Origin of the sequence: Microvirga sp. 2MCAF35 (assembly GCF_052115545.1) — a bacterium.
Classification (GTDB): Bacteria; Pseudomonadota; Alphaproteobacteria; order Rhizobiales; family Beijerinckiaceae; genus Microvirga.
The window spans coordinates 1-22,107 of sequence record NZ_JBFRGW010000058.1; the positions used below are offsets into that span (position 1 = coordinate 1).

Consider the following 22,107-nt stretch of genomic DNA (forward strand, 5'->3'; position numbering starts at 1 on the left):
TCAAGGCGCTCAAGGCGCTGTTGCGCCAGGCAGCGGCGCGCACCAAGGAGGCACTCTGGACGACCATCGGAGAAATGCTCGATCGCTTCCCGGCGGACGAGTGTCAGAACTATCTCAGCAACTGCGGATACGAGTTCACCTAAATCGAATCCGCTCTAAGGGCGATTGGGGGAGATAGGCGAAACGCGTGGACGGTCCGTTGAACCGTCGTTCCGCCAACATGCTAGAGCATCGAACGCAAAAGTAGAAACCAGTTTGCGTGCAAAGATGCGAGAAACCAAAATCTTAAAGCATCGGACGTGGGGCCGAATTCACGTCCGATGCTTTGGAAAAGCAAACTCGGAATTGTTCAGCAGTTTCCGGCCCTCACGGCGTAACCGCGATTGCTTGGCGTTTCTTCTGAACCGACGAGAGCACGAAAAACAGCAAGTCGCCGACGACCGTGACGACTCGGCCCAATATGATTGTGAGCACCAGCTCGCTTTCGCCGACAAGTCCTTGCAGCAGAAAGACCAGCACGAGTTCCCGCACTCCGACACCGGCAGGCGCTCCTGGAGTGACGAGGCCGATCAGCCACGCCACCACATAGGCACCGCACAGCACAATCCAGCTTGAGCTGGATGCCACAGCCGATGGGAAGATCGTTTCAATGAGGCAGACGAACAGCGTTCCTGAAATGGCAAGAAAGACGACGTACAGCCCAAACGCCCGCACGGCTGCCGAGCCGAGATAGGTCGCAAGTCCGACAAGGATGAACGCGAATGCCAAGGCAAAGGCACCTACTCCGAGCGCAAGCGGCAGCGAAGCGACCAGCAAAGGCAATACCAGAGAGCTGAACAGAGCTCCGGCAAATGCGAGCAGTCCCAGCTCCCAAAAGGTCGATTTCGCAAGAGTCCAGCCTGGCACGCCTGCGGCCATCCCCATCGCCTGCCGGCCGGCAAGATGAAAGATGTTGCCGGGCACATATTTGGCGAGCTGTGAAATACCGTATGTTCTGATCGCCCAACGCTGCGATGTCACAGTTCCGAATTGGGCGAGCAAATTCCACCAAGCGAGCGCCATCAAGTGATTCGCTATGCAGTAGGCTAGCGCGCAGCCTCCGACAACCCACCAGATTTCCCAACCGAAGTCCTTGAAGTTGATTTGCCCCCCATATTCGCGCAAACGTAGTGCAACGAAGAGGATCCCGGCAGTCGCAAGAGCGCTCCCGACCCAGTGCATGTGCTTCTTCAAGCCAGCCAGCACCGATGCCCTCCGCATGAAGGAGGACTGCGCGTTTTCATGCTTCACGGAGAGCTCTTGATCTGGGCGTCTGGCTTCTTTGGCACCTCCAGCCATCTTCAAGCTCATCGGTTTACCTTTTCGAACCGTTGCCGATAGCCAGCCCAGAGCGGGTTGAATCCCCCTACGTCGCACCGGAGTGTCCGGCTGTCGAGCGGCGGGCAGCCATCCTTCAGCGGTTGGCTACCACATTCCCTTGAGCGGCGTCAGCCTCAGTCATGCTTCCATGATGTCCCAGGGGAGATATCTGCCGCAACGTCATATCTTCGAGATTGACGGTGCTATGGCTCATATCAGTGGGAGCGCGTTTGACTGTGACGCGAATATCCTCGAGCAGCTTGCGGTTCGCGGCCAGCAGATCAGCCAGAAACGCGACGAGGATCGTCTGGAATCCCATGCCGAGCAGCACCGACGCCAGGATCAGGGATTGAACGTGACCTTCACCGGCCCCGGTGGCGTAATAAAACAGAAAGCGGAGCCCGATCAGGAATCCCAGAAGGAACAGGACGCCACCGAGGACGCCGAAGAAGCGGAACGGCCGATAGATCACGAAGATACGGACCATCGTTCCGATGGATCGCTGGATATAGGATGGAATGCTTTTAAGAAGCCGCGAAGGGCGCAGATCCTCGTTGACGCGGACCGGAACCGACATGATCGCCATGTTCTTCTGTCCGGCCTGAATAATGGTCTCAAGCGTGTAGGTGTAGTCGCTGAACACGACGAGGCGCTGCGCGGCCGCCCGGCTCATGGCTCGGAAGCCGCTGGGGGCATCGGGAATGCTGGTCCGGCTTACGACTCGGACGACCCAGCTACCGAGCTTCTGCAGGAACTTCTTGGCCGGAGAAAAATGCTCGATCGTATCGATCGGACGTGCGCCGACCACGATATCCGCCTTATGCTGCAGGATCGGGCTTACAAGTGCCGGGATATCGTCCGCATTGTACTGGTTGTCTGCATCCGTGTTGACGATGACATCCGCCCCTCGCTCAAGGCATGCCTCCAGACCTGTCATGAATCCGCGTGCAAGCCCCTGATTTCGGCTGTGGCGGACCACATGGTCGACGCCGTTTTGCAGGGCAATACGTGCCGTATCGTCGACGCTGCCGTCATCGATCACCAGCCACTCGACGACGTCGAATCCTGGAACGCTGCGCGGGAGCGCTGCCAAGGCAATCGCAAGCGTTCCGGCCTCGTTGTAACAGGGGATTTGGATGATCAGCTTCAAAGTTGCACCCTATCGGTAGCGAGCGTCCAGAAACCTGCGGCGATGGTGGCAAGGCCGATGTGAATTACTGGAGCGGAGTCAAGCTTGACCTTAGATCTCGCTCACCTTTAAGCCATCGACCAACGTTTCATTGTTATGGTACGCCTAGGCATTCCCGGTTCGTTGGTCAACCCCTTCTTTCATTGAGTTTCTCGCCAAATTATGGCTCGGACTGCCCTCTGAGGCTAGGCCGTCGAAGCGGCCGGCGTTGCGCTACCAGGAACCTGTAAGAAACCTGAAAGGATCGATCACGATGGACACGATCCCGGCAATAACCTCACGCCAGTTCAGGCCCTGCATGTATCCTCGCTCCGTATTGTACCGAGCAGCCCCCCACACAGACCGTCCTTGCATAAAGGATGGCTATAATGTAGGCGCTGCGCTTTTCAGGCCTCTTCCGCGAGGACGATGTGCTTGATGGAATATGATCAAACCGGACCACAGAACCATCGAGCCGCGTCCCAACTGTCCAAGTAAGGCCGCTTGGTTGACGAGGTGTCACCGTTTTCCGGTATCGACAACATTGTTTGATTGACGGAGCTCTCGATGCGTGTGGCGATGATCGGTTCGGGCTATGTGGGGCTGGTGTCGGGCGCGTGCTTTGCGGATTTCGGCCATGAGGTGTGCTGCGTCGACAAGGACCCGGCCAAGATCGAGGCCCTCAACCGCGGCGCCATCCCGATCTTCGAGCCCGGCCTCGATGATCTCGTGGCCAAGAACGTGCGCGAGGAGCGCCTGACCTTCACCACCGACCTCGCCCAGGCGGTCCAGCACGCCGAGGCCGTGTTCATCGCGGTGGGCACCCCGTCCCGCCGCGGCGACGGCCATGCCGACCTGTCTTACGTCTACCAGGCCGCCCGCGACATCGCCGCSGCSCTGGACGGCTACACCGTCATCGTCACCAAGTCGACCGTGCCGGTGGGCACCGGCGACGAGGTCGAGCGCATCATCCGCGAGACCCGGCCCGAGGCCGAGTTCGCCGTGGTGTCCAACCCGGARTTCCTGCGCGAGGGCGCGGCGATCGCCGATTTCAAGCGCCCCGACCGCATCGTGGTCGGCACCGAGGACGAGCGCGCCAAGGGCGTGATGACCGAGCTCTACCGCCCGCTCTACCTCAACCAGTCGCCGCTSCTSGTSATGGCGCGGCGCACGGCCGAGCTGACCAAGTATGCCGCCAACGCCTTCCTGGCGACCAAGATCACCTTCATCAACGAGATCGCCGATCTGTGCGAGCAGGTGGGCGCCAACGTGCAGGACGTGGCCCGCGGCATCGGGCTCGACAACCGCATCGGGGCCAAGTTCCTGCATGCCGGCCCGGGCTATGGCGGCTCGTGCTTTCCCAAGGACACGCTGGCCCTGATCAAGACCGCGCAGGATCACGCGGCGCCGATGCGCATCGTCGAGACCGTGGCGGCGGTCAACAGCCAGCGCAAGCGCGCCATGGGCCGCAAGGTGATCGCCGCCTGCGGCGGCTCGGTGCGGGCCAAGACGGTGGCGGTGCTCGGCCTGACCTTCAAGCCCAACACCGATGACATGCGCGATGCGCCCTCGATCGACGTGATCACCGCGCTGCAGGATGCCGGCGCCACGGTCAAAGCCTACGATCCGGAGGGCATGGCGGCCGCCCGGGCGGTGCTGAGCGACGTGACCTATGCCCGCGACGCCTATGACTGCGCCCGCGGGGCGGACGCGCTGGTGCTGGTGACCGAGTGGGACACGTTCCGCGCCCTCGACCTCGTGCGCCTCAAGGCGGTGCTGGCCGCCCCCGTGGTGGTCGACCTGCGCAACGTCTACCGCCCCGAGGAAATGCAACGCCACGGCTTCACCTATGTGAGCGTCGGACGCGCATAAGGCACAGCCGGGTCGGCATTCCGCATCCACTTGTCACTGGCGCGGTCTTACGGGTCTTCGCCGCAGGTTGGGGCCCTCATAATGGCAGGCCCGCTCAACCCACCTGCTTCTGCGCCAGGGTCAGTCCCCAGGTCAACAATTCGTCCGCCCGTTCCTGGGTTGTGGCCTCGACATAGACCCGCAGTTCCGGCGCATTGCCGGACGGACGGAAATGCACGATTTCGCCGTTCTCTGCCGTAATCCGCAATCCATCCCGGGAATTGATCGCTGCGGCTCCTCCCAAGGGCGCCATCAAGTCCGAGCGGAACGCCTCATCCTGCTGCAATCGGGCAACGAAAGCTGCGCTCCTGTCTGTCGCGACATTCTGCAGCCGGTTGCTGGCCGCAGCCTTGAAGGCGAAGGCGGCGCCGATGTCAGCCAGGGGCTTGCCCTGGGCGACAATCTCTCGCAGGGCACAGAGGATGGGCAGCATGGCGTCCCGGGTGGGTAACGCGGCGAGCTGGCGCTCCTGCTGCAGGATGTCCGAGCCGAGCAGCACGCCGCCATTGGCCTCGAACCCGAGAACGGCCTGCGCCCCGGACTTGGCCGCCTCGGCCATCCCTTCGATGACATAGGGTGAGCCGACCCGGGTGCGAAGGACCGTCCGGAAGGCGCCGGAGGCCTCCAGGGCGGAGTTCGAGGTCACGGGCGTCACGATCGCATCCGCACCCAGAGACTTGGCCGTGATCGCCCCAACCAGGTCGCCACGCAGGAAGGCACCGCTGGCATCGGACACGAGCGGGCGGTCCGCATCGCCGTCGGTCGACACGATGGCATCGAGCCTCTGTTCAGCGGCCCATTGCCGCGCCAGAACCTCGTCCTCCTCGCGCAGGGCCTCCGTATCGACCGGGATAAAGCTCGTGGCCCGCCCCAGAGGAACAGCCCGGGCACCCAGGGCTTCGAGCATCTCGACGATGACGTCGCGGGCCACCGAGGAATGCTGGTAGACCCCGACCGTGAGCCCCGTCAGGGCTCCCCTCCCGAAGAAATCCCGATACCGGGCCTTGTAGGCGTCGGCCAGATCGATATCGGGCGCATCAGCGCGGACCCCGTTGGCAGCTACCGGAACCGAATCAATTCCGAGCTTGCCATGCCAGGCGAGGATCCCAGCCTCGTCCTTCTTGTCGATTTCACCTTGAGCTCTGTAGAACTTCAGGCCGTTGCGGTCCTCCGGGATGTGGCTTCCGGTGACCATGACGGCCGGAAGGCCGAAGCGCATGCCGTGATAGGCCAGCGCCGGCGTGGGAAGAGCGCCGCAATCCACCGGGATGAGCCCGGATTCGTGCAGAGCCGCGCAGCACAGCCGGGCGATACCCGGGCTGCTCTCGCGCAGATCCCGCCCGACCAACACCATGTTCCGAGACGCGGATGTCGAGCCGTCCTCCTTGAGCATCTCGGCGAAAGCGCGGGTATAGGCGAAGGCCGGGACGCCGTTCAGCTCGACGACGAGCCCTCGCAGCCCGCTCGTGCCGAACTTCAGGGACGATGGGATGGCTGCTGGATTCTCGTTCATGGGGGATTGCCTACCTGTCGCTCGTTGACGTGATCCCGCGCAGTCATCGAGGCCCGGCGCAGGACAGCCTTTGATTGCGAGAACATTTCGGCTGTGCGGCCTGACAAGTCAATGCATCCGCTCAATGCGGAGAAGGTCGGATCATGATCGGTTAACTTCCCTTACGTCATATCGATTCTATACCTTCTCCCATGCGGAAGTTGCCTCCGATCGCCGCAAGGCGTCGAGGATGCGCATGTTCAGGATGGCATCCTCCCAACCGTAATCCAAAGGCCTGGCGCCACGGATCGCCCGGCTGAACGCCTCTCCCTGGAGTTGATACTGGTCGGCCGTCGGGAACTCGATGGCCCGTGCGGACCGGGTGCCATGGGCGCTGCCGTCGTCCACGAAGATGCGGGTCGGTGTGTCCGGAGGGGCATTGAAGGGAATCTCGATCTCGATGCGTCCCTTCGTTCCGAGGACCTGGATCCGCTGGTAAGGCACGGCTTGGGTCGAGACTGTGAAGGCCAGTTGCCGCCCAGCGCCGAAATTCATCAGGGCGCTCGTGGTCCGGTCGACGCCGAAGGCGGGGTCACGATCGATCAGCGAGACGACTCGCAACGGTTCGGACTCGAAGAAATAGCGGCCCGCGACGACGGCATAGCAGCCGATGTCGAGGAGCCCTCCCCCGCCGATATCGGCCTTGTTGCGAATGTTGCCCGGGTCGACGTTGAAATACGAGAAGGCGATCTGCATCGCGCGCAACTCTCCGATCTCGCCGCTTCGGATGATGTCGCGGGCGCGCTGCCATTGTGGATGGTGGCGGACCATGAAGGCCTCGGCGATCAGCACCTGCGACGCAGCCTGCCGGAGCTGCTCCGCCTCGTCGGCCGTGACGGCAATCGGCTTCTCGCACAGGACATGCTTGCCCGCAGCGGCGGCCGCCAGGGTCATCGGCACGTGCAGGTGATTGGGGAGCGGATTGTAGATCGCGTCGATCTCGGGATCGGCGAGCAGCGCTTCATAGGAGCCGTAGGCCTTCCTGATGCCGAGTTCGTCCGCCATGGCGCGAGCCGATCCCTCGGCCCGGGACGCGACGGCGACCACATCGCAGAGCGGGCTTTTCATCATACCCGGAACCACCTTGGTCCGGCCGATTTTCGCGGTGCTCAGGATTCCCCAACGGACCGGTTGCATGGCGTTTCTCCTCACTTCGTCGAAAGGTTATCGTCGATGCGGCGCGTTCAGATCGAAGAGCGGCGCAGGGATTTGTAGTCCTTGTGCAGAACCGGCCCGGTCGTGTCGCGCTCCAGCAAAGTCAGCGGCAGCCGGATGTTCCAGTCTTCAGGCTTCATGTCGTTCTGGATCAGTTTCATGAGAACATCGGCCCCGGCACACCCCAGCTCGTATAAGGGCTGCCGGAACGTGGTGAGTGTCGGCTCCGTGTAGTCGGAGAACTCGATCCCGTCGAAACCGATCACGGACACATCCTGCGGAACGCGGACGCGCTCCTCCCGGATGCGCTTGATGAAGCCGATGGCGCTCTCGTCGCAGGCGGCGAAAATGCCCGTGGGGCGATCCTTCATCCTCAGGAACGATTCGGCTGCCGCGACGCCCGTCGAAAACACGAAGGGCCCCTCCCAGCGCACGAAATCATCCTGGCTGAAGCCGGTCGCTTCGATGCCTTCCTGGAAGCCCCCGAACCGTTCGTGCTCGATGATCGAACCCGGCGTTCCCGAGATGTAGCCGAAGCGGCGATGCCCGAGCTCCGCCAGATACTCGACAGCCGTGCGGGTCGCCTCGCGATCCTGGACGACGACGTTCGGGATCTTGTCGTCATCGATAGCCGCGCACATGGCCACGATGGGAAGGCCGGATTCCCGCATGTCGCGGGCGCCGTTCTCCGGAATGTATCCCGTCAGCAGAAGGACGCCGTCGACCTGCCGGGACAGGGCGAGATCCACATAGCGCGCCTCGCGCTCCCGGCGGTTGTCCAGATTGCCGATGATGATACCGTAGCCCAATCGCGTGAGCTCGTCGTCCACCCCCCGGAGGATCTCGGCGAAGACCGGGTTGGTCAGCCGCGGCGCCACCACCAAGACGTTCATGGTACGGCGGGTGCGCAGTTTCTGGGCCGTGCTGTTGGGGATATAGCCGCTGCGGCGCACCGCCTCCATCACGAGATCGTGCGTTTTCTGCCGCACCTTTCCCGGCTCCGAGAGGACGCGGCTGACGGTGGCCGTCGATACCCCGGCAAGTCGAGCCACATCGGCGATGCGTATCTCCTTCACGGAGCGCCATCCTTTTCGGCTCATGCAGGTTACCTCCAAGCCCCGGCCAAGATATGTTACCTCCTCTCATAGGAAACAACTTACCTCAACTCATGTCTTGACTAATCTAAAAAGCCACTACAACCTATATCTCAAGATGTAATCGATTACAAAAATCGATAAAACGCTTCTGGGAGGAAGCCATGAGCATGAAGACACGCGTTTCCGCGTATACCCTTTCTGTTGCCCTTTTCTGCAGCACCGGAGCAATGGCTCAGCAGATGAAGGCCGAGGTGCTGCATTGGTGGACCTCGGCTGGTGAGTCCGCCTCCGTGAAGGTCTTCGCCGATCAATTCACCAAGGCCGGCGGCACCTGGGTCGACAATGCCATCGCGGGCGGCGCCAATGCCCGCACGGCTGGCATCAACCGCATGGTGGGCGGCAATCCCCCGACGATGATGCAGTTCAACACCGGCAAGCAGTTCGACGAGCTGGTCAGTAATGGTCTGGTGCGCGACGTGGATGCGACCGCCAAGGCCGGCAAATGGCGCGAGATCATGCCCAAGCCGATCGTGGATGCGACCGTGCGTGAGGGCAAGTTCTTCGCCGTCCCGGTCAATATTCACGGCCAGAACTGGATGTTCTACAACACCAAGGTCTTCGCCGATGCGGGTCTCGAAGTTCCGAAGACCTTCCCCGAGCTGGTCGCGACCGGAGAGAAGCTGAAGGCGAAGGGCATCATCCCCATTGCGCTGGGCGGCCAGCCGAACTGGGAGCACAACCTCTTCCGGGCTGTGCTCGTCGGTCATGGCGGCGCGGACATGTTCCGCAAGCTCTACGGCGCCCGCGACCCGCAGATCACGAAGGATCCGAAGTTCAAGGAAGCGGTCGAGCTCTTCGGCAAGATGCGCGCCCTCGTCGATCCCGGCAGCCCGGGACGCAACTGGAACGACGCCACCGCTCTTGTGATCACGAACAAGGCCGCCATGCACTTCAACGGCGACTGGGCCAAGGGCGAGTTCATCGCGGCCGGCCAGACCGCCGGCAAGGAATATGGCTGCACGGTCGTCGGCCAGGAGCCGAAGCTGCAGATCGGCGGCGACGTGTTCGTGTTCCCGGCGACGAAGGACAAGAACCAGCTCGCCGTCCAGGACAAGCTGATCGAGGTCATGCTCGATCCCACGACGCAGATCGAGTTCAACAAGAAGAAGGGTTCGATCCCGGTGCGGATGGACGTCGACGTCTCCTCCATGGACGTCTGCGCCCAGAAGTCTCATGCGATCCTGAGCGATCCGGCCAACCAGGTGGAAAGCATGGAAATCCTGAGCACGCCGAACTTCTCCGGTGCCATGCAGGATGCCGTCACCCAGTACTGGAACAACGCGAACATGTCGGCGGACGCCTTCATGGAGAAGGTCACCAACGCCATGCGGGATGCGACCTGAGCGTCGTTCGCCTCGCCCCGTGACACGGGGCGAGGCACCCATGCCTGAGGTTTGAACACTCTCCATGGAGCCTGTCCGGTGGAAAGCATCTCGATCCGCGCTCCCAGCGTCACCCCGAGCGGCACGAAGACCCGGCGCAGCGTGCGAACGCGCCTGCCCGCCGCCATCGCCCTCCTGCCGACCGCGCTCATCGTCCTCGTTGTGTTCATCGGCTGCATGCTCTGGACGGTGCGGCTTTCGTTCACCAGCTCCACCCTGCTGCCCAAGCTCGATTGGGTCGGCCTTGCGCAATACAGCCGCCTCTTCGTCAACGACCGCTTCGTCACCTCGGCCGAGAACATCGTCATCTTCGGCGTCCTGTTCATCTCGGGCTGCCTGATCATCGGCTTTCTGCTCGCGGTCTTCATCGACCAGAACGTGCGCGGCGAAGGTCTCTTCCGGACAGTCTTTCTCTATCCCTATTCCATGTCCTTCGTGGTCACCGGCGTTGCCTGGCAGTGGTTCCTCAATCCGGGGCTCGGCCTGCAGAAGCTCGTGCGAGATTTGGGCTTCGAGAGCTTCACCTTCGACTGGCTCGTGAACCAAAAGATGGCGATCTATACCATCGTGATCGCAGGTTTGTGGCACGGCTCGGGCCTCACCATGGCCATCCTGCTGGCCGGCCTGCGCGGCATCGACAAGGACCTGTGGAAGGCCGCCAAGGTCGACGGCATTCCGACGTGGCGCGTCTACACCTCCGTCGTCATCCCCCTGCTGCGGCCCATGATCGTCACCGCCGTCGTGCTTCTCGCGACCGGCGTGGTGAAGCTCTACGACCTCGTGGTCGCCATGACGCTGGGTGGCCCCGGCATCGCCACAGAAGTGCCGGCCAAGTTCGTCATGGACCACCTCTTCGAGCGTAACAACATCGCGCTCGGCACGGCGGCCGCAACCATGATGCTGATCACCGTCGTGATCATCCTCGCGCCCTGGGTCTATGTCCGTTACATCCGCCAGGAAGGGAGGCATGCATGAGCGCCCCCGTGCCCCAAGGCCGCCGCCCGCAACGTCTCACGATCGGCCGCATCGGCGTCTATGCCTTCCTGGTGACGGCCGCCCTGTTCTTCCTGCTCCCGCTCTGGATCATGGTCATGACCTCGCTCAAGCCCATGGACGAGATCCGGCTCGGCAACATCATCGCCCTGCCCACCGCCATGACGTTCGAGGCCTGGAGCAAGGCCTGGTCCTCCGCCTGCACGGGCCTCGAATGCAACGGCATCAGCGTCGGGTTCTGGAATTCGGTGCGGATCCTGATCCCGTCCGTGATCCTCTCGATCATTGCGGGCGCCATCAACGGCTATGCCCTGTCGTTCTGGCGGGTCAAGGGCGCGAACGTGATGTTCGGCATCCTGCTTCTCGGCGCCTTCATCCCTTATCAGGTCTTTCTCTATCCCCTGGTACGCATCTTCTCGATGACCGGGATCTACAACTCGCTCACCTGCATCGTGCTGGTGCACGTGATCTTCGGCCTGCCGACCATGACGCTCCTCTTCCGCAACTACTACGCGGGACTGCCCATCGAGCTGTTCAAGGCCGCACGCATCGACGGCGGCGGGTTCTGGTCGATCTTCTTCCGGGTGATCCTGCCCATGTCGACGCCGATCCTGGTGGTCGCCACGATCCTGCAGACCACCGGCATCTGGAACGACTTCATCTTCGGCCTGACCTTCGCGGGCCGCGAGAACCTGCCGATGACCGTGCAGCTCAACAACATCGTTCACTCGACGCAAGGAGAGCGTGCCTACAACGTGGACATGGCCGCGACCATGCTCGCGGCGCTCGTTCCGCTCGTCGTCTACTTCGTCTCTGGACGCTGGTTCGTCCGCGGCATCGCGGCCGGCGCTGTGAAGGGATAAGACATGTCGACCGTTTCCGTTCGTGACGTGACCGTCGCCTTCGAAGCCGTCCAAGTCTTCGACGGTCTCTCGCTCGACATCAGCGAGGGCGAGTTCATCGTCCTGCTGGGACCGTCTGGCTGCGGCAAATCCACCCTGCTCAACGCCATCGCTGGCTTGCTCGATGTGGCCGAGGGACAAATCTGGATCAACGGGAAGAATGTCACCTGGGAGGAGCCCAAGGACCGCGGCATCGCCATGGTGTTCCAGTCCTACGCTCTCTATCCACGCATGAGCGTGCGCGAAAACATGTCCTTCGGCTTGAAGATGGCCAAGACGCCCAGGCCCGAGATCGAGAAGCGCGTGGCCAAGGCAGCTGAACTCCTGCAGATCACGCCCCTCCTCGACCGGCGTCCGGACCAGCTCTCCGGCGGCCAGCGCCAGCGCGTCGCCATCGGGCGTGCCCTGGTGCGTGATGCCGCCGTGTTCCTGTTCGACGAGCCGCTCTCCAATCTCGACGCCAAGCTGAGGAACGAGCTGCGCGTCGAGATCAAGCGGCTGCATGCCCGGCTCGGCAAGACCACCATGGTCTATGTCACGCACGACCAGATCGAGGCCATGACGCTGGCCGACCGGATCGTCGTCATGAAGGAGCAGAAGATCCAGCAGATCGGCACGCCCGACGAGATCTATCACCGCCCCGCCAACCTGTTCGTGGCGGGCTTCGTCGGCTCGCCGCAGATGAACTTTATTAAGGGGCGGCTCGAGAATACCGGAGAAGGCCTGAGCTTCCTCGCCGGCGACCGACGCCTGTCGCTCTCCGCCTATCCGTTCGCCACCGCGCCGACGGCCGGCCAGGAGGTCGTCCTCGGCGTGCGGCCGGAGCATCTGGAGATCGCGGGCAACGGCGCATGGCCCGGCTTCAAGGTCGACATCGTCGAACCCATGGGCGCCGACACGGTCATCTGGTGCAGCGATCCCGTCGGGTCGGTGCAGGTGCGCACCACCGGCAGCCGCAAGGCGATCCCGGGCGAGAGCCTGACGCTGCATATCGACCCCACGCAGGTGTCCCTCTTCTCCGCCGAGACCGGCGAGCGCCTGTAACCACTCCGTCATCGCGGCAGACCTCATCACAAGGCTTGTCGCGCCTGTCATCTGAACTTTGAGGCCCCCATGAGCGTCACAGACATCCTTTCCATTCAACTCTACACCCTGCGATCCCTGGAAGATCTCGACCGGATCCTCGATACGGTCGCCGATGCCGGCTATCGCAATGTGGAGACAGTCGGCTCGCATCTCGACAAGGCGGCAGAGGTCCGCGCGAAGCTCGACGCACGCGGCCTGAAGGCATCCTCGAGCCATGTCAGCATGGCGGCCCTGCGCGACAAGCCCGATGCCATCGTGGATGCCTGCAAGACCCTGGGCCTCACGCATCTCTACATGCCGGCCGTTCCGCCCGAGGAGCGCGACATGGCCGCGGATGGATGGCGCTCGCTCGGCCACGAACTCGGGCAGATCGCCGAGCAGTTCCGGTCCAGGGGAATCCGCCTCGGCTATCACAACCACCATTGGGAGCTGAAGCCGAAGGACGGAGCGAAGACGGCCCTCGAACTGATCTTCGAATCGGCCGGCTCAAGCCCCCTCGACTGGCAGGTCGACGTGGCCTGGCTCGTGCGCGGCAACGCCGATCCCAAGGAATGGATCGACCGCTACCGCAGCAGGATCACGGCCGCCCACGTGAAGGACATCGCGCCCGCCGGCCAGAACGAAGATCAGGACGGCTGGGCCGACGTGGGATCGGGCACCTTGAACTGGCGCGACCTCTGGCGCGTGTGCCGCGACGCCGGCGCCGAGTGGATGGTCGTCGAGCACGACAAGCCGGCGGATCCGGCCGCCACGGCCCGCAACAGCTTCGCCTTCCTGCGCACCATCGAGGATTAGGATCATGAACTCCCTCAACGTCGGCATCATCGGATGCGGCAACATCTCGGGCATTTATCTGCAGAACATCCCTGCCTATCGCGGTCTCACCCTGCGCGCCTGCGCCGACATGAAACCCGAGGTGGCTCAGGCGCAGGCGAATCGGCACGGCATCGAGGCGCTGACGGTCGATGAGCTTCTCGCCCGCGAGGACATTGACCTCGTGGTCAATCTCACGGTCCCGGCGGCCCATTTCGGCGTCTCGCTCGCGGCTCTCTCCGCCGGCAAGCACGTTTTTTCGGAAAAGCCCCTGGCGGTGGATTTCGAGCAGGGCCGCAGGCTCGTGGACGAAGCGGAAGCGCGCGGCCTCCATCTCGGCTGCGCCCCGGACACCTTTCTCGGCGCGGGCGGACGCCTTGCCCGCAATCTCGTCGACGAAGGGAAGATCGGGCGCATTCTGTCCGGAACCGCGTTCCTGATGTCGCACGGCATGGAGCACTGGCATCCGGATCCGGAATTCTTCTTCAAGCCCGGCGGCGGCCCGATCCTCGACATGGCGCCCTATTACCTGAGCGCCCTCGTCAACCTGATCGGCCCGGTCCAACGGGTCTTCGCCATGTCGAGCATCTGCTTCCCCGAGCGCGTCGTGACATCCGAGTCGCCGCGCAAGGGCCATCGCATTCCCGTCGAGACGCCGACCCACGTGATGTCGCTTCTCGAATTCGCCTCCGGCGCGCAGATCACCTTCTGCATGAGCTGGGACGTGTGGAAGCACAGCCATCCGGCCATCGAGATCTATGGCGCGGAAGGCTCCCTGCGGGTGCCGGACCCGAACTTCTTCGGCGGACAGGTGGAAATCACCGAGCGCGGCGGCGACTGGCGCGCGGTGGATTCCAGCGAGATGCCGCTGGGCTCTCCCAACTGGCGCTCGCCGAACTGGGCTCCCGACGTTCCGAACAAGGCGAATTACCGCGCGCTCGGCCTCGCCGACCTCGCGAGCGCCGTGCTGAACGGCACGCCGCACCGCTCCAGCGGCCGCCTCGGCCTGCATGTCCTGGAGGTCATGCACAGCATCCTCGAAGGAGCGGCCACCGGGCAGCCTCGGGCGATCACGACGTCCCTCGAGCGACCGGCCGTTCTGGACGATGCCGATGCGGCGATTCTCTGGAAGGGCCTGCCGGAGACGGCATCCGCCGCCTGAGACCGAACGAAGCGAGAGAGAAGAAAGTACGAACGATGCGCGAAGCACTCATCGTGTGGGGCGGCTGGCCGGGCCATGAGCCAGAGCAATGCGCCGCCATCGTGGCCGGGATGCTGCGGGACGAGGGTTTTCAGGTTCACCTGGAAAACTCGACCCGCGCCTTCGCCAGCCCGCAGCTCTCCACGATGAGTCTCATCGTGCCGATCTTCACCATGTCGAAGATCGAGAAGGATGAGGTGTCCAACCTCTCCAAGGCTGTCCGCGAAGGCACCGGCCTCGCCGGCTTTCACGGCGGCATGGGCGATGCCTTCCGCGAGGCGGTCGAGTACCAGTTCATGTGCGGCGGCCAATGGGTGGCCCATCCCGGCAACATCATCGATTACCGCGTGACCGTCACGCGGCCCGACGATCCGGTCATGCAGGGCATCGGGGATTTCGATTACCACTCCGAACAATACTACATGCATGTGGACCCCTCGAACGAGGTTCTCGCCACAACGACGTTCTCGGGCGAGCACGCGCCCTGGATCGATGGTGTGGTCATGCCGGTCGTCTGGAAGCGCCGCCATGGCCAGGGGCGCGTGTTCTACAGCTCCCTCGGGCATGTGGCGAAGGAGTTCGACGTGCCCGAGATGCGCACCATCCTGAGACGCGGCATGGTGTGGGCGGCACGGGACTGAGACGCGGCGCATTGTGTGGGCGAAGCGTCGACAACCTCCATATCATGGCCGGCCTGTGATGGTGACGACGTGAAAGGGTGCATCGTTGTCATTCCCGGCCGGAGCGTCAGCGCAGGGGAAGGGAATCCATGGTGCAGCACTTGATCGTGGATCCCCTTCCCTCGCTACGCTCGCCGGGGATGACACCCTCCCGCGGCACGGCCGGTGATGACGTGGAGGATCCAGTTCAAAATTGTCCAACGCTTCCTTGACCGCGCATCACATCCGCTTCGCCGAAGGCACGCTAAACGCTGGAACACGCGGGGCAACGCGCTTAAAGAGAATGTGAGTCCTTTTCCCTCTCATCCAGCTTCACGCGAGGATCATCATGCGGATCATTGTCTATGGCGTCGGCGCAATCGGAGGGACCGTGGCCGCGGCCCTGACGCTCTCGGGGCAGGAGGTGATCGGCATCGCGCGCGGCGCTCAGCTCAAGGCGATCCAGGACGATGGCCTGCTTCTGCGCACGCCGGAGAAGACAGAGCGGGCACGATTCTCCTGCGTAGCCGACCCGACGGAGATCGACTTCCGGCCGGACGATGCCATCCTGCTGACGATGAAGACCCAGGACACGCTGGCCGCGCTCGAACGCCTGCGGGCCGCGGGCGTCACCGGGCAGCCCATCTTCTGCGTTCAGAACGGCGTCACGAACGAACGGCTGGCCCTTCGCCTGTTTCCCGAGGTGCACGGCGTAACGGTGATCATGCCGGCGGCGATCTCGGCGCCCGGCGAGGTCAGCGCGTTCTCCGTGCCCCGTCACGGCATCTTCGACATCGGGCGCTATCCCGGCGGCAGCAACGCGCACGACACGCAGCTTGCCGAAGCCCTGGAAGCGGCCAATGTCGCGGCCTTCGTGTCGCAGGACGTGATGAGGAGCAAGTACGGCAAGCTGATCCTCAACCTGAGCAACATCCTGCAGGCCGCGCTTGGCCTCGATGCCGATTACAAGCATCTCGAAGCGCTCGTCCGAGCCGAGGCCGAAGCCGCCTACCGGGCGGCTGGAATCCCGTGGCTCGATGTGGGCGCCGCCGATGCCCGCAGGGCGCAGTTGGTGAAGCAGCAGCCGATTGCCGGGATCGAACGCCTGGGCAGCTCTACGACGCAGAGCCTTGCGCGCGGCGGCGGATCCATCGAGACGGATTACCTCAACGGCGAGATCGTGCTGCTCGGACGCCTGCACGGCGTTCCGGTCCCGGCGAACACCTATTTCACGGAGCTGGGTGCCCGCATGGCGCGGGAAGGCCTCAAGCCCGGAGCGGTCTCGGTCGCCGAGGTGGAGGCGCAGCTGTCGTCCCTCGGGGCATGGCCCAATCGCTGATCGAACGCCCATAGGGCTATCCGATGAATGCAGAATGACGGAGATTCGCATGGATTATCGCAACCTGGGCCGATCCGGCCTCAAGGTCTCGCCGATCTGCCTCGGCACGATGATGTTCGGCGGACCGACGGACGAGGCGCTGTCGGCGCGCATCATTGCAAAGGCCCATGACGCGGGCGTGAACTTCATCGACACGGCCGATGTCTACAACGAGGGCCTGTCCGAGGAGATCACGGGACGGGCCATCGCGTCTCATCGCTCCCATTGGGTGCTCGCCACGAAGGTCGCCAATCCGACCGGACAGGGCCCCAACGAGCGCGGACTCTCGCGCCGTCGCATCATGGAGGCCGCTGAGGCAAGCCTGAAACGCCTCGGCACGGATTGGATCGACATCTATTACGTCCACAGGGAGGATTACGCGACGCCCCTCGCCGAGACGGTGCGCGCCATGGCCGATCTCGTCCGCCAGGGCAAGATCCGGTATTTCGGCGTCTCGAATCATAAGGCTTGGCGTGTGGCCGAGATCTGCCGCCTCTGCGACGAGCTCGGCATCGACCGACCCGTGGTGAGCCAGCCCTATTACAACGCCATGAACCGGATGCCGGAGGTCGAGCATCTGCCCGCCTGCCGTTACTACGGCCTCGGCGTCGTGCCCTATTCGCCCCTCGCGCGCGGCGTCCTCACCGGCAAGTACAGCCCCGACGCGCCGCCGCCGGAAACGAGCCGCGCCGGTCGTCAGGACAAGCGGATGATGCAGACCGAATGGCGGCCTGAATCGCTCCAGATCGCGCAGGACATCAAGCGCCATGCGGAGGCTCGCGGCATCACGGCGGGCCAGTTCGCCGTGGGATGGGTCCTGAACAACCGTATCGTCACGGCGGTGATCGCGGGCCCACGCACCGAAGAGCAATGGGACGACTACCTGAAGGCCCTCGACTATCGCTTCACGGCCGAGGACGAAGCCCTCATCGATAGCCTCGTCCCGACCGGCCATCCCTCGACGCCGGGATACAACGATCCCGCCTATCCGGTCGAAGGACGGGCGCCCTGGACGGCTCCTCTGCCCTGAGCACCAGCCGGCCGATAGAACTTGGGTAACGGGACCGGAGGATGCCCCGCCATGAGCGAGGCATCTTTGCATTACGGCAATTTCCCGCCTGCAATCAGCTACATTGCATTGCATTCATGAAAAGATCAGGTTTTAGGCACACGGACCACAGAGGTCCTGGAGACAGAACCATGATCGACACTCGCCTTGCTCCCTATGGTGCTTTCGCCCTACGTGCGGCTCTCGGCATCATGTTCATCGCCCATGCCTATCTGAAGATCGCCGTCTTCACGGTTCCGGGCTTCGCCGCCTTCCTCGGACAGGTCGGCTTCCCGCCTGCTCTCGCATGGCCCCTTATCCTGGCCGAACTGATCGGCGGCGCCGCCATCCTGCTGGGTTTCTACGGCCGCGCCGTGTCCTTCGTCCTCCTGCCGGTTCTCCTGGGCGCCCTGCTCGTACATGCCCCAAACGGCTGGGTGTTCAACGCCCCCAATGGTGGCTGGGAATATCCCGCCTTCCTGACGCTCGCTGCCGTCGCCCATGCCCTGATCGGCGACGGCGCATTCGCCCTGAAACCTATCACCCTCAGCCTCGGCTCCGCGGCTCCCCTTCGCCCCCACGTCGGATAGCTTTTGGATCGAAGCGATGAGCGGTCGGCGCATCCCGAACGACCGCTCATCGCTTGAGGCTTGACCATGGTCCAGCCCGCCCGCTCTTCAAATGAAGAAAACCTAAGTTCTCCAAAGCGCACAATCACGAACATCCGTGCCCGACATAGTCAAACCCCGACCTGCAACAAGTCTTCCAGCCTGACTGCTGCCGATGATGCAGGATTGCACTCTCTCTATTACTGAGCGAGGCAGCCGAAACTTGCGAACATTTTTCCGTTTTCGCGACTGACGGAGCAAGAGGCCGACGACACGGGCAGAACGATTGTCGGATTGTTTGCCGAGGGGCCAAGCGGAGCAGCAAGCGGGATCGGATCGAATGCGCTCCTGGGCACATAGGTTGTGCCGATGAGATAAATCGGGATCGAACGATAGAAACCCCGCGGCGTCACTCTCAGGACCAGAGGGCGGCTCACCTGGACACGTCGGATGTTGGATTGAGCGTCGGCGTGCACGGGGACGATCACGAATGCTATCGCCGCAAGGATCCAGATTGCAGATGTATTGCGCATGAGTTGCCCTCCCAATCCTGGGCAGGTCTGTAAAGGCGCCCCATCCCTGCGTCTTTTCCGTTGAGGCCCAACTTCGGCTCAGGCCTCTGCTCCGCAGGATCTATCGGTCATCCTTTCGATAATGAACGTAAATGTTCAATACGGCGTTTCTTGAACAGCCCGGAGCTAAACTACGCCATTTTGCCCTGTTTGCTTGACCGTCGGCGCCAGCGCTTTGACATTATAAGACATGCGTCGCCGATGATTGTTCGATCCGCCAGGGCGTTACCATCGCTCGTTCATCAGGTGATCGGAGCATCCACGGTGCAGATGACACCGGTCACAGCGAAATCGATGCGAACATTGCCATCGAGATCCAGGGCGAGGCTTCGCTCGATAAGCCGACTGCCGAATCCTCTTCGCGTGGGTATTTGAACCGGAGGCCCTCCACTCTCTTCCCAACGGAAGCGAAGCCGTCCAGGAGCCTTCCCCTCGACTCTCCAGCTCATCCTGATCTCGCCCGTCGGATTGGACAATGCACCATACTTCACCGCATTCGTTGCAAGCTCCTGGAGCATCATGGCCACGGCAAGCGCCATTCGGGGCGACAGTCGAACCTTCGGCCCGCTCAGATGCAGGCGATTTTCGCCACGGTTGCTATAGGGCTCGACCGCCTGTGCTGTGATTTCGTGCAGCTCTGCCCCCTCCCAGTTCTCCTGGGTCAGCACATCGTGCGCCCGAGACAAGGCGAAGAGACGCGCCTCCAGGGAAGAACGAGCTTCCTCCGTGGAAGCAGCATTGCGAAGTGTCTGAGAGGATATGGACTGTACCGTGGCCAGGGTGTTCTTGACCCGGTGGTTCAGTTCATTGATCAGAAGCCGCTGGCGCTCTTCGCTGCGCTTGATGTCGTCGATGTCCACGATCACCGACAACGCGCCGCTCACATGCCCATCGGAATCGCGCAAGGGGATGCCACTCACCCGAGTCCAGCTTTCCTGCCCATCCGGCGAACGATGCAGGAACTCGATACCGGTGACCAGTTCGCCTTGAAGTGCCCGGGCGCTGGGGTAATGGCTCTTCGGCACTTGGCAGCCCTGATCATCATGGGCGATCCATTGCTCCCGATCGCCTGGCACTCTCGATGGAATGACGCCGTCGGGCCGGTAGCGCCGAAAGGCCGGATTCGACAACAGCGTCGTCCCCTGCGGGTCGACGAGAGCCACGCCCACAGGCAGAGTTTCGATCAGGGTTGCGAGGCGGGCTCGTTCCCGTGCAAGCTGCAACGCGAGCTTCTCGATGTCCTCTTCGGCCTGCCGGCGAGCCGTGACATCGCTTGCGGCCCCGAACCATTCGACAATCTCTCCATCCTCTCGCATGATCGGCAGCGCGCGCGAGTGCACCCAACCAATTGTCCCGTCGGCTCTTCGCACGCGATGCTCCAGTTCGAACATGCTTTTTGCCAGGATGGCTTTCTGGATCGCCGCCGTGACCTGCGGCTGATCGTCAGGATGAACATAGCTGCCGAGCCAGGCCTCGTTCGGGCTCGTCGCGTCCAGAAGAATCCCCCTTCCGTCGAGTTGGCGCATCTCGGCCCAGTCGGGGCTCATGCGGTACACCACGTCGGAGCTTGCGGTCACGAACGCGCGGAAGTGCCTTTCGCTGTCTGCGAGCGCCGCTTCAGCGCGCGCCCGCTCGACGGCGGACCAGGTTCGCGCGGCAACGTCCTCGATCAGCGTCACCTCCTCCTGAGACCAGCGGTGCGCCTCCCGAAAGTTCACGTACAGCGAGGCCGTGAAGCGGCCATTCCGGATCAGGGGCACCGACACGAAGGCGCGCGTCTCGATCTCCGCCCAGGTCGCATGAACCTGCGTCGGGTCGGCTGTGAGATCGTCGCAGACGTCGATCTGCCCCTTTCGCTGGCGCGCGATGCTGTCAGGGCCGAATGCGCGAAGTGAAAAGGCCCCGATGAGCGGTTCAACGCCATCGGCAAAGCACGTCTCGCAGACGATGGTGTCATCATCGGCCTGCACCTCGCTGTAGCCGACCCGGTTGGCACCGAGATGCTGGCCGAGCGCCTCGACAGCCGCCGCCATGATGGCGCGGGGATCCGACAGATCCCGCAGCGTCTCCTCGAGCTTGATGCGAAAGGCCTGCCGTCTCTCGGCGAGGATCTGGCCCGTTGTCTCGGCAACGGCGCAGAACATGCCGGCGACACGACCACTCTCGTCACGCACAGGCGAATAGGAGAAGGTGAACCAGGTCTGCTCGTCGAAACCCCTGCGGTTCATGACGAGCGGCAAATTCTCCCGGTAGCTCGCTTCGCCGGCCATGGCCGCGTCAATCAGCGGAGAGATGTCAGGCCAGATCTCGGACCAGACATCGTGGAACCGGATGCCGAGCGCCCGCGGATGTTTGGCGCCGAGGATTTCGGCATAGGCATCATTGTACAGAAACCCGAGGTCCGCCCCCCAGGCCACGAACATCGGGAATTTCGAGCCGAGGAGTAGGCCGACCACGGAGCGCAGCGATTGCGGCCATGTTGACGGCGCACCGAGCGGTGAGGACGTCCAGTCGTGCGTCCGCATCAGGGAGCCCGTCTCGCCGCCTGAAAGGAAATCGAGTGGGACCGGATCTCGCTCGCTGGACAGCCTATTATCCATTGAAAGGATCCTGGGCCGGCTGCAGCCTCCGCTTGGTTCGACGCCCCCGCTCATCATCGAGAAGCTGCAGGGAGTCGCGAACGCCCTCGCTTGCGCTCCGATGACGGCCGGATGGGACCTTTCTATCGAGGAGGGCCTCGAGCGAGACGTTACAAGTTCTACGGGTTCTCATGGAGGGAGAGAAAGCCACGGCTGGTGTCGACTTATGACGCCTCTGAACTAGCTCTCGGCTCCCCTAAAACAAGAGCCCAGAATAGGCTCCTCGTCCTTCCCCTCTGGTCAGAACATCGTTGTCTCCTCTGCCTTTCGGCATGTCGTTGCCGTTTCCGCTTGACAAGGCAGCCTGCTTCATCAGCCTATGATCCGCCCGTCACATGTTTCAATGTATCGTCCAACCAGGGTGAATGACCTCGCAAACTCGCGCGGGTAGCGTCCCGGGAGGTGGTGTAGGAGCGGGCCGCGAGGGCGGCATGCGAAGCTCCCCATAGCGCAGCATGCCGCCTGTGAGGTGGTCATCGCCAGTCTTCGGTTAGAGTTTGGGTTGCGACACCTGACCCTGACCC

Annotated in this window: 19 protein-coding genes; 11 read left to right on the forward strand and 8 right to left on the reverse strand. The window is 63.0% G+C overall.

The features are described from left to right. Positions 1–366: 366 nt before the first annotated feature. Both AB4097_RS20135 and AB4097_RS20140 read right to left on the reverse strand, forming a co-directional pair. Complete coding sequence (locus AB4097_RS20135) at positions 367–1,290, reverse strand: hypothetical protein (RefSeq protein WP_442042837.1); 924 nt, start codon at positions 1,288–1,290, stop codon at positions 367–369. 163 nt (positions 1,291–1,453) lie between these two features. Further along, entirely contained in the window at positions 1,454–2,509 is a 1,056-nt protein-coding gene (locus AB4097_RS20140; RefSeq protein WP_442042839.1) for a glycosyltransferase family 2 protein, read from the reverse strand. A gap of 585 nt (positions 2,510–3,094) precedes the next feature. On the opposite strand from AB4097_RS20140, the gene AB4097_RS20145 reads away from it, so the two are divergent. Beyond that, complete coding sequence (locus AB4097_RS20145; RefSeq protein WP_442042841.1) at positions 3,095–4,399, forward strand: UDP-glucose dehydrogenase family protein; 1,305 nt, start codon at positions 3,095–3,097, stop codon at positions 4,397–4,399. A 94-nt stretch (positions 4,400–4,493) separates the two neighbouring features. Here the strand turns inward: AB4097_RS20145 and AB4097_RS20150 are convergent, their stop codons facing one another. From AB4097_RS20150 to AB4097_RS20160, 3 genes are all read right to left on the reverse strand, one after another. Next, positions 4,494–5,951 (reverse strand): phosphomannomutase, encoded by a 1,458-nt coding sequence (locus tag AB4097_RS20150; RefSeq protein ID WP_442042843.1) that lies wholly within the window; start codon positions 5,949–5,951, stop codon positions 4,494–4,496. 177 nt (positions 5,952–6,128) lie between these two features. Beyond that, positions 6,129–7,127: a Gfo/Idh/MocA family protein gene (locus AB4097_RS20155; RefSeq protein ID WP_442042845.1), complete on the reverse strand. Its 999-nt coding sequence runs from the start codon at positions 7,125–7,127 to the stop codon at positions 6,129–6,131. 47 nt (positions 7,128–7,174) lie between these two features. Continuing rightward, positions 7,175–8,245 (reverse strand): LacI family DNA-binding transcriptional regulator, encoded by a 1,071-nt coding sequence (locus AB4097_RS20160; protein ID WP_442042847.1) that lies wholly within the window; start codon positions 8,243–8,245, stop codon positions 7,175–7,177. Between the two features lie 158 nt (positions 8,246–8,403). On the opposite strand from AB4097_RS20160, the gene AB4097_RS20165 reads away from it, so the two are divergent. The 10 genes from AB4097_RS20165 (at position 8,404) to AB4097_RS20210 (ending at position 18,354) form a co-directional block, all read left to right on the forward strand. Next, the gene (locus tag AB4097_RS20165) at positions 8,404–9,645 is read left to right on the forward strand and encodes an ABC transporter substrate-binding protein (protein ID WP_442042849.1); all 1,242 of its coding nucleotides are present in this window, start codon (positions 8,404–8,406) and stop codon (positions 9,643–9,645) included. A gap of 87 nt (positions 9,646–9,732) precedes the next feature. After that, on the forward strand, positions 9,733–10,659 hold the full coding sequence (locus AB4097_RS20170; protein ID WP_442042871.1) for a carbohydrate ABC transporter permease: 927 nt from the start codon (positions 9,733–9,735) through the stop codon (positions 10,657–10,659). Next, entirely contained in the window at positions 10,656–11,540 is an 885-nt protein-coding gene (locus AB4097_RS20175; RefSeq protein WP_442042851.1) for a carbohydrate ABC transporter permease, read from the forward strand. The genes AB4097_RS20170 and AB4097_RS20175 overlap by 4 nt, the downstream gene beginning before the upstream one ends. Positions 11,541–11,543: 3 nt before the next feature. Continuing rightward, positions 11,544–12,623, forward strand: a complete 1,080-nt coding sequence (locus AB4097_RS20180; RefSeq protein ID WP_442042853.1) for an ABC transporter ATP-binding protein — start codon at positions 11,544–11,546, stop codon at positions 12,621–12,623. 69 nt (positions 12,624–12,692) lie between these two features. Further along, entirely contained in the window at positions 12,693–13,460 is a 768-nt protein-coding gene (locus AB4097_RS20185) for a sugar phosphate isomerase/epimerase family protein (RefSeq protein ID WP_442042855.1), read from the forward strand. A 4-nt stretch (positions 13,461–13,464) separates the two neighbouring features. Beyond that, entirely contained in the window at positions 13,465–14,640 is a 1,176-nt protein-coding gene (locus AB4097_RS20190) for a Gfo/Idh/MocA family protein (protein WP_442042857.1), read from the forward strand. 35 nt (positions 14,641–14,675) lie between these two features. Beyond that, positions 14,676–15,320: a ThuA domain-containing protein gene (locus AB4097_RS20195; RefSeq protein ID WP_442042859.1), complete on the forward strand. Its 645-nt coding sequence runs from the start codon at positions 14,676–14,678 to the stop codon at positions 15,318–15,320. A 367-nt stretch (positions 15,321–15,687) separates the two neighbouring features. After that, on the forward strand, positions 15,688–16,677 hold the full coding sequence (locus AB4097_RS20200; protein WP_442042861.1) for a ketopantoate reductase family protein: 990 nt from the start codon (positions 15,688–15,690) through the stop codon (positions 16,675–16,677). A 49-nt stretch (positions 16,678–16,726) separates the two neighbouring features. Then, positions 16,727–17,746: an aldo/keto reductase gene (locus AB4097_RS20205; protein ID WP_442042863.1), complete on the forward strand. Its 1,020-nt coding sequence runs from the start codon at positions 16,727–16,729 to the stop codon at positions 17,744–17,746. Between the two features lie 170 nt (positions 17,747–17,916). Next, complete coding sequence (locus AB4097_RS20210) at positions 17,917–18,354, forward strand: DoxX family protein (protein ID WP_442042865.1); 438 nt, start codon at positions 17,917–17,919, stop codon at positions 18,352–18,354. Between the two features lie 218 nt (positions 18,355–18,572). Here AB4097_RS20210 and AB4097_RS20215 read toward each other — a convergent pair whose 3' ends face one another. The 3 genes from AB4097_RS20215 to AB4097_RS20225 form a co-directional block, all read right to left on the reverse strand. Beyond that, the gene (locus AB4097_RS20215) at positions 18,573–18,905 is read right to left on the reverse strand and encodes a hypothetical protein (RefSeq protein ID WP_442042867.1); all 333 of its coding nucleotides are present in this window, start codon (positions 18,903–18,905) and stop codon (positions 18,573–18,575) included. Between the two features lie 281 nt (positions 18,906–19,186). After that, positions 19,187–21,544 carry an HWE histidine kinase domain-containing protein gene (locus tag AB4097_RS20220; RefSeq protein ID WP_442042869.1) on the reverse strand — a complete coding sequence of 786 codons (2,358 nt, stop codon included), beginning with the start codon at positions 21,542–21,544 and terminating at the stop codon, positions 19,187–19,189. Next, positions 21,537–21,716 carry a type II toxin-antitoxin system ParD family antitoxin gene (locus tag AB4097_RS20225; protein ID WP_442042873.1) on the reverse strand — a complete coding sequence of 60 codons (180 nt, stop codon included), beginning with the start codon at positions 21,714–21,716 and terminating at the stop codon, positions 21,537–21,539. The genes AB4097_RS20220 and AB4097_RS20225 overlap by 8 nt, the downstream gene beginning before the upstream one ends. Positions 21,717–22,107 lie beyond the last annotated feature (391 nt).

What these genes read in the sequence shown, in the direction of transcription:
- AB4097_RS20150 (WP_442042843.1), bottom strand. Translation starts at nt 5,951, where the DNA reads ATGAACGAGAATCCAGCAGCCATCCCATCGTCCCTGAAGTTCGGCACG.
- AB4097_RS20180 (WP_442042853.1), top strand. Translation starts at nt 11,544, where the DNA reads ATGTCGACCGTTTCCGTTCGTGACGTGACCGTCGCCTTCGAAGCCGTC.
- AB4097_RS20200 (WP_442042861.1), top strand. Translation starts at nt 15,688, where the DNA reads ATGCGGATCATTGTCTATGGCGTCGGCGCAATCGGAGGGACCGTGGCC.
- AB4097_RS20175 (WP_442042851.1), top strand. Translation starts at nt 10,656, where the DNA reads ATGAGCGCCCCCGTGCCCCAAGGCCGCCGCCCGCAACGTCTCACGATC.
- AB4097_RS20160 (WP_442042847.1), bottom strand. Translation starts at nt 8,245, where the DNA reads ATGAGCCGAAAAGGATGGCGCTCCGTGAAGGAGATACGCATCGCCGAT.
- AB4097_RS20225 (WP_442042873.1), bottom strand. Translation starts at nt 21,716, where the DNA reads ATGAGAACCCGTAGAACTTGTAACGTCTCGCTCGAGGCCCTCCTCGAT.
- AB4097_RS20205 (WP_442042863.1), top strand. Translation starts at nt 16,727, where the DNA reads ATGGATTATCGCAACCTGGGCCGATCCGGCCTCAAGGTCTCGCCGATC.
- AB4097_RS20190 (WP_442042857.1), top strand. Translation starts at nt 13,465, where the DNA reads ATGAACTCCCTCAACGTCGGCATCATCGGATGCGGCAACATCTCGGGC.
- AB4097_RS20220 (WP_442042869.1), bottom strand. Translation starts at nt 21,544, where the DNA reads ATGGATAATAGGCTGTCCAGCGAGCGAGATCCGGTCCCACTCGATTTC.
- AB4097_RS20165 (WP_442042849.1), top strand. Translation starts at nt 8,404, where the DNA reads ATGAGCATGAAGACACGCGTTTCCGCGTATACCCTTTCTGTTGCCCTT.
- AB4097_RS20185 (WP_442042855.1), top strand. Translation starts at nt 12,693, where the DNA reads ATGAGCGTCACAGACATCCTTTCCATTCAACTCTACACCCTGCGATCC.
- AB4097_RS20195 (WP_442042859.1), top strand. Translation starts at nt 14,676, where the DNA reads ATGCGCGAAGCACTCATCGTGTGGGGCGGCTGGCCGGGCCATGAGCCA.
- AB4097_RS20210 (WP_442042865.1), top strand. Translation starts at nt 17,917, where the DNA reads ATGATCGACACTCGCCTTGCTCCCTATGGTGCTTTCGCCCTACGTGCG.
- AB4097_RS20155 (WP_442042845.1), bottom strand. Translation starts at nt 7,127, where the DNA reads ATGCAACCGGTCCGTTGGGGAATCCTGAGCACCGCGAAAATCGGCCGG.
- AB4097_RS20215 (WP_442042867.1), bottom strand. Translation starts at nt 18,905, where the DNA reads ATGCGCAATACATCTGCAATCTGGATCCTTGCGGCGATAGCATTCGTG.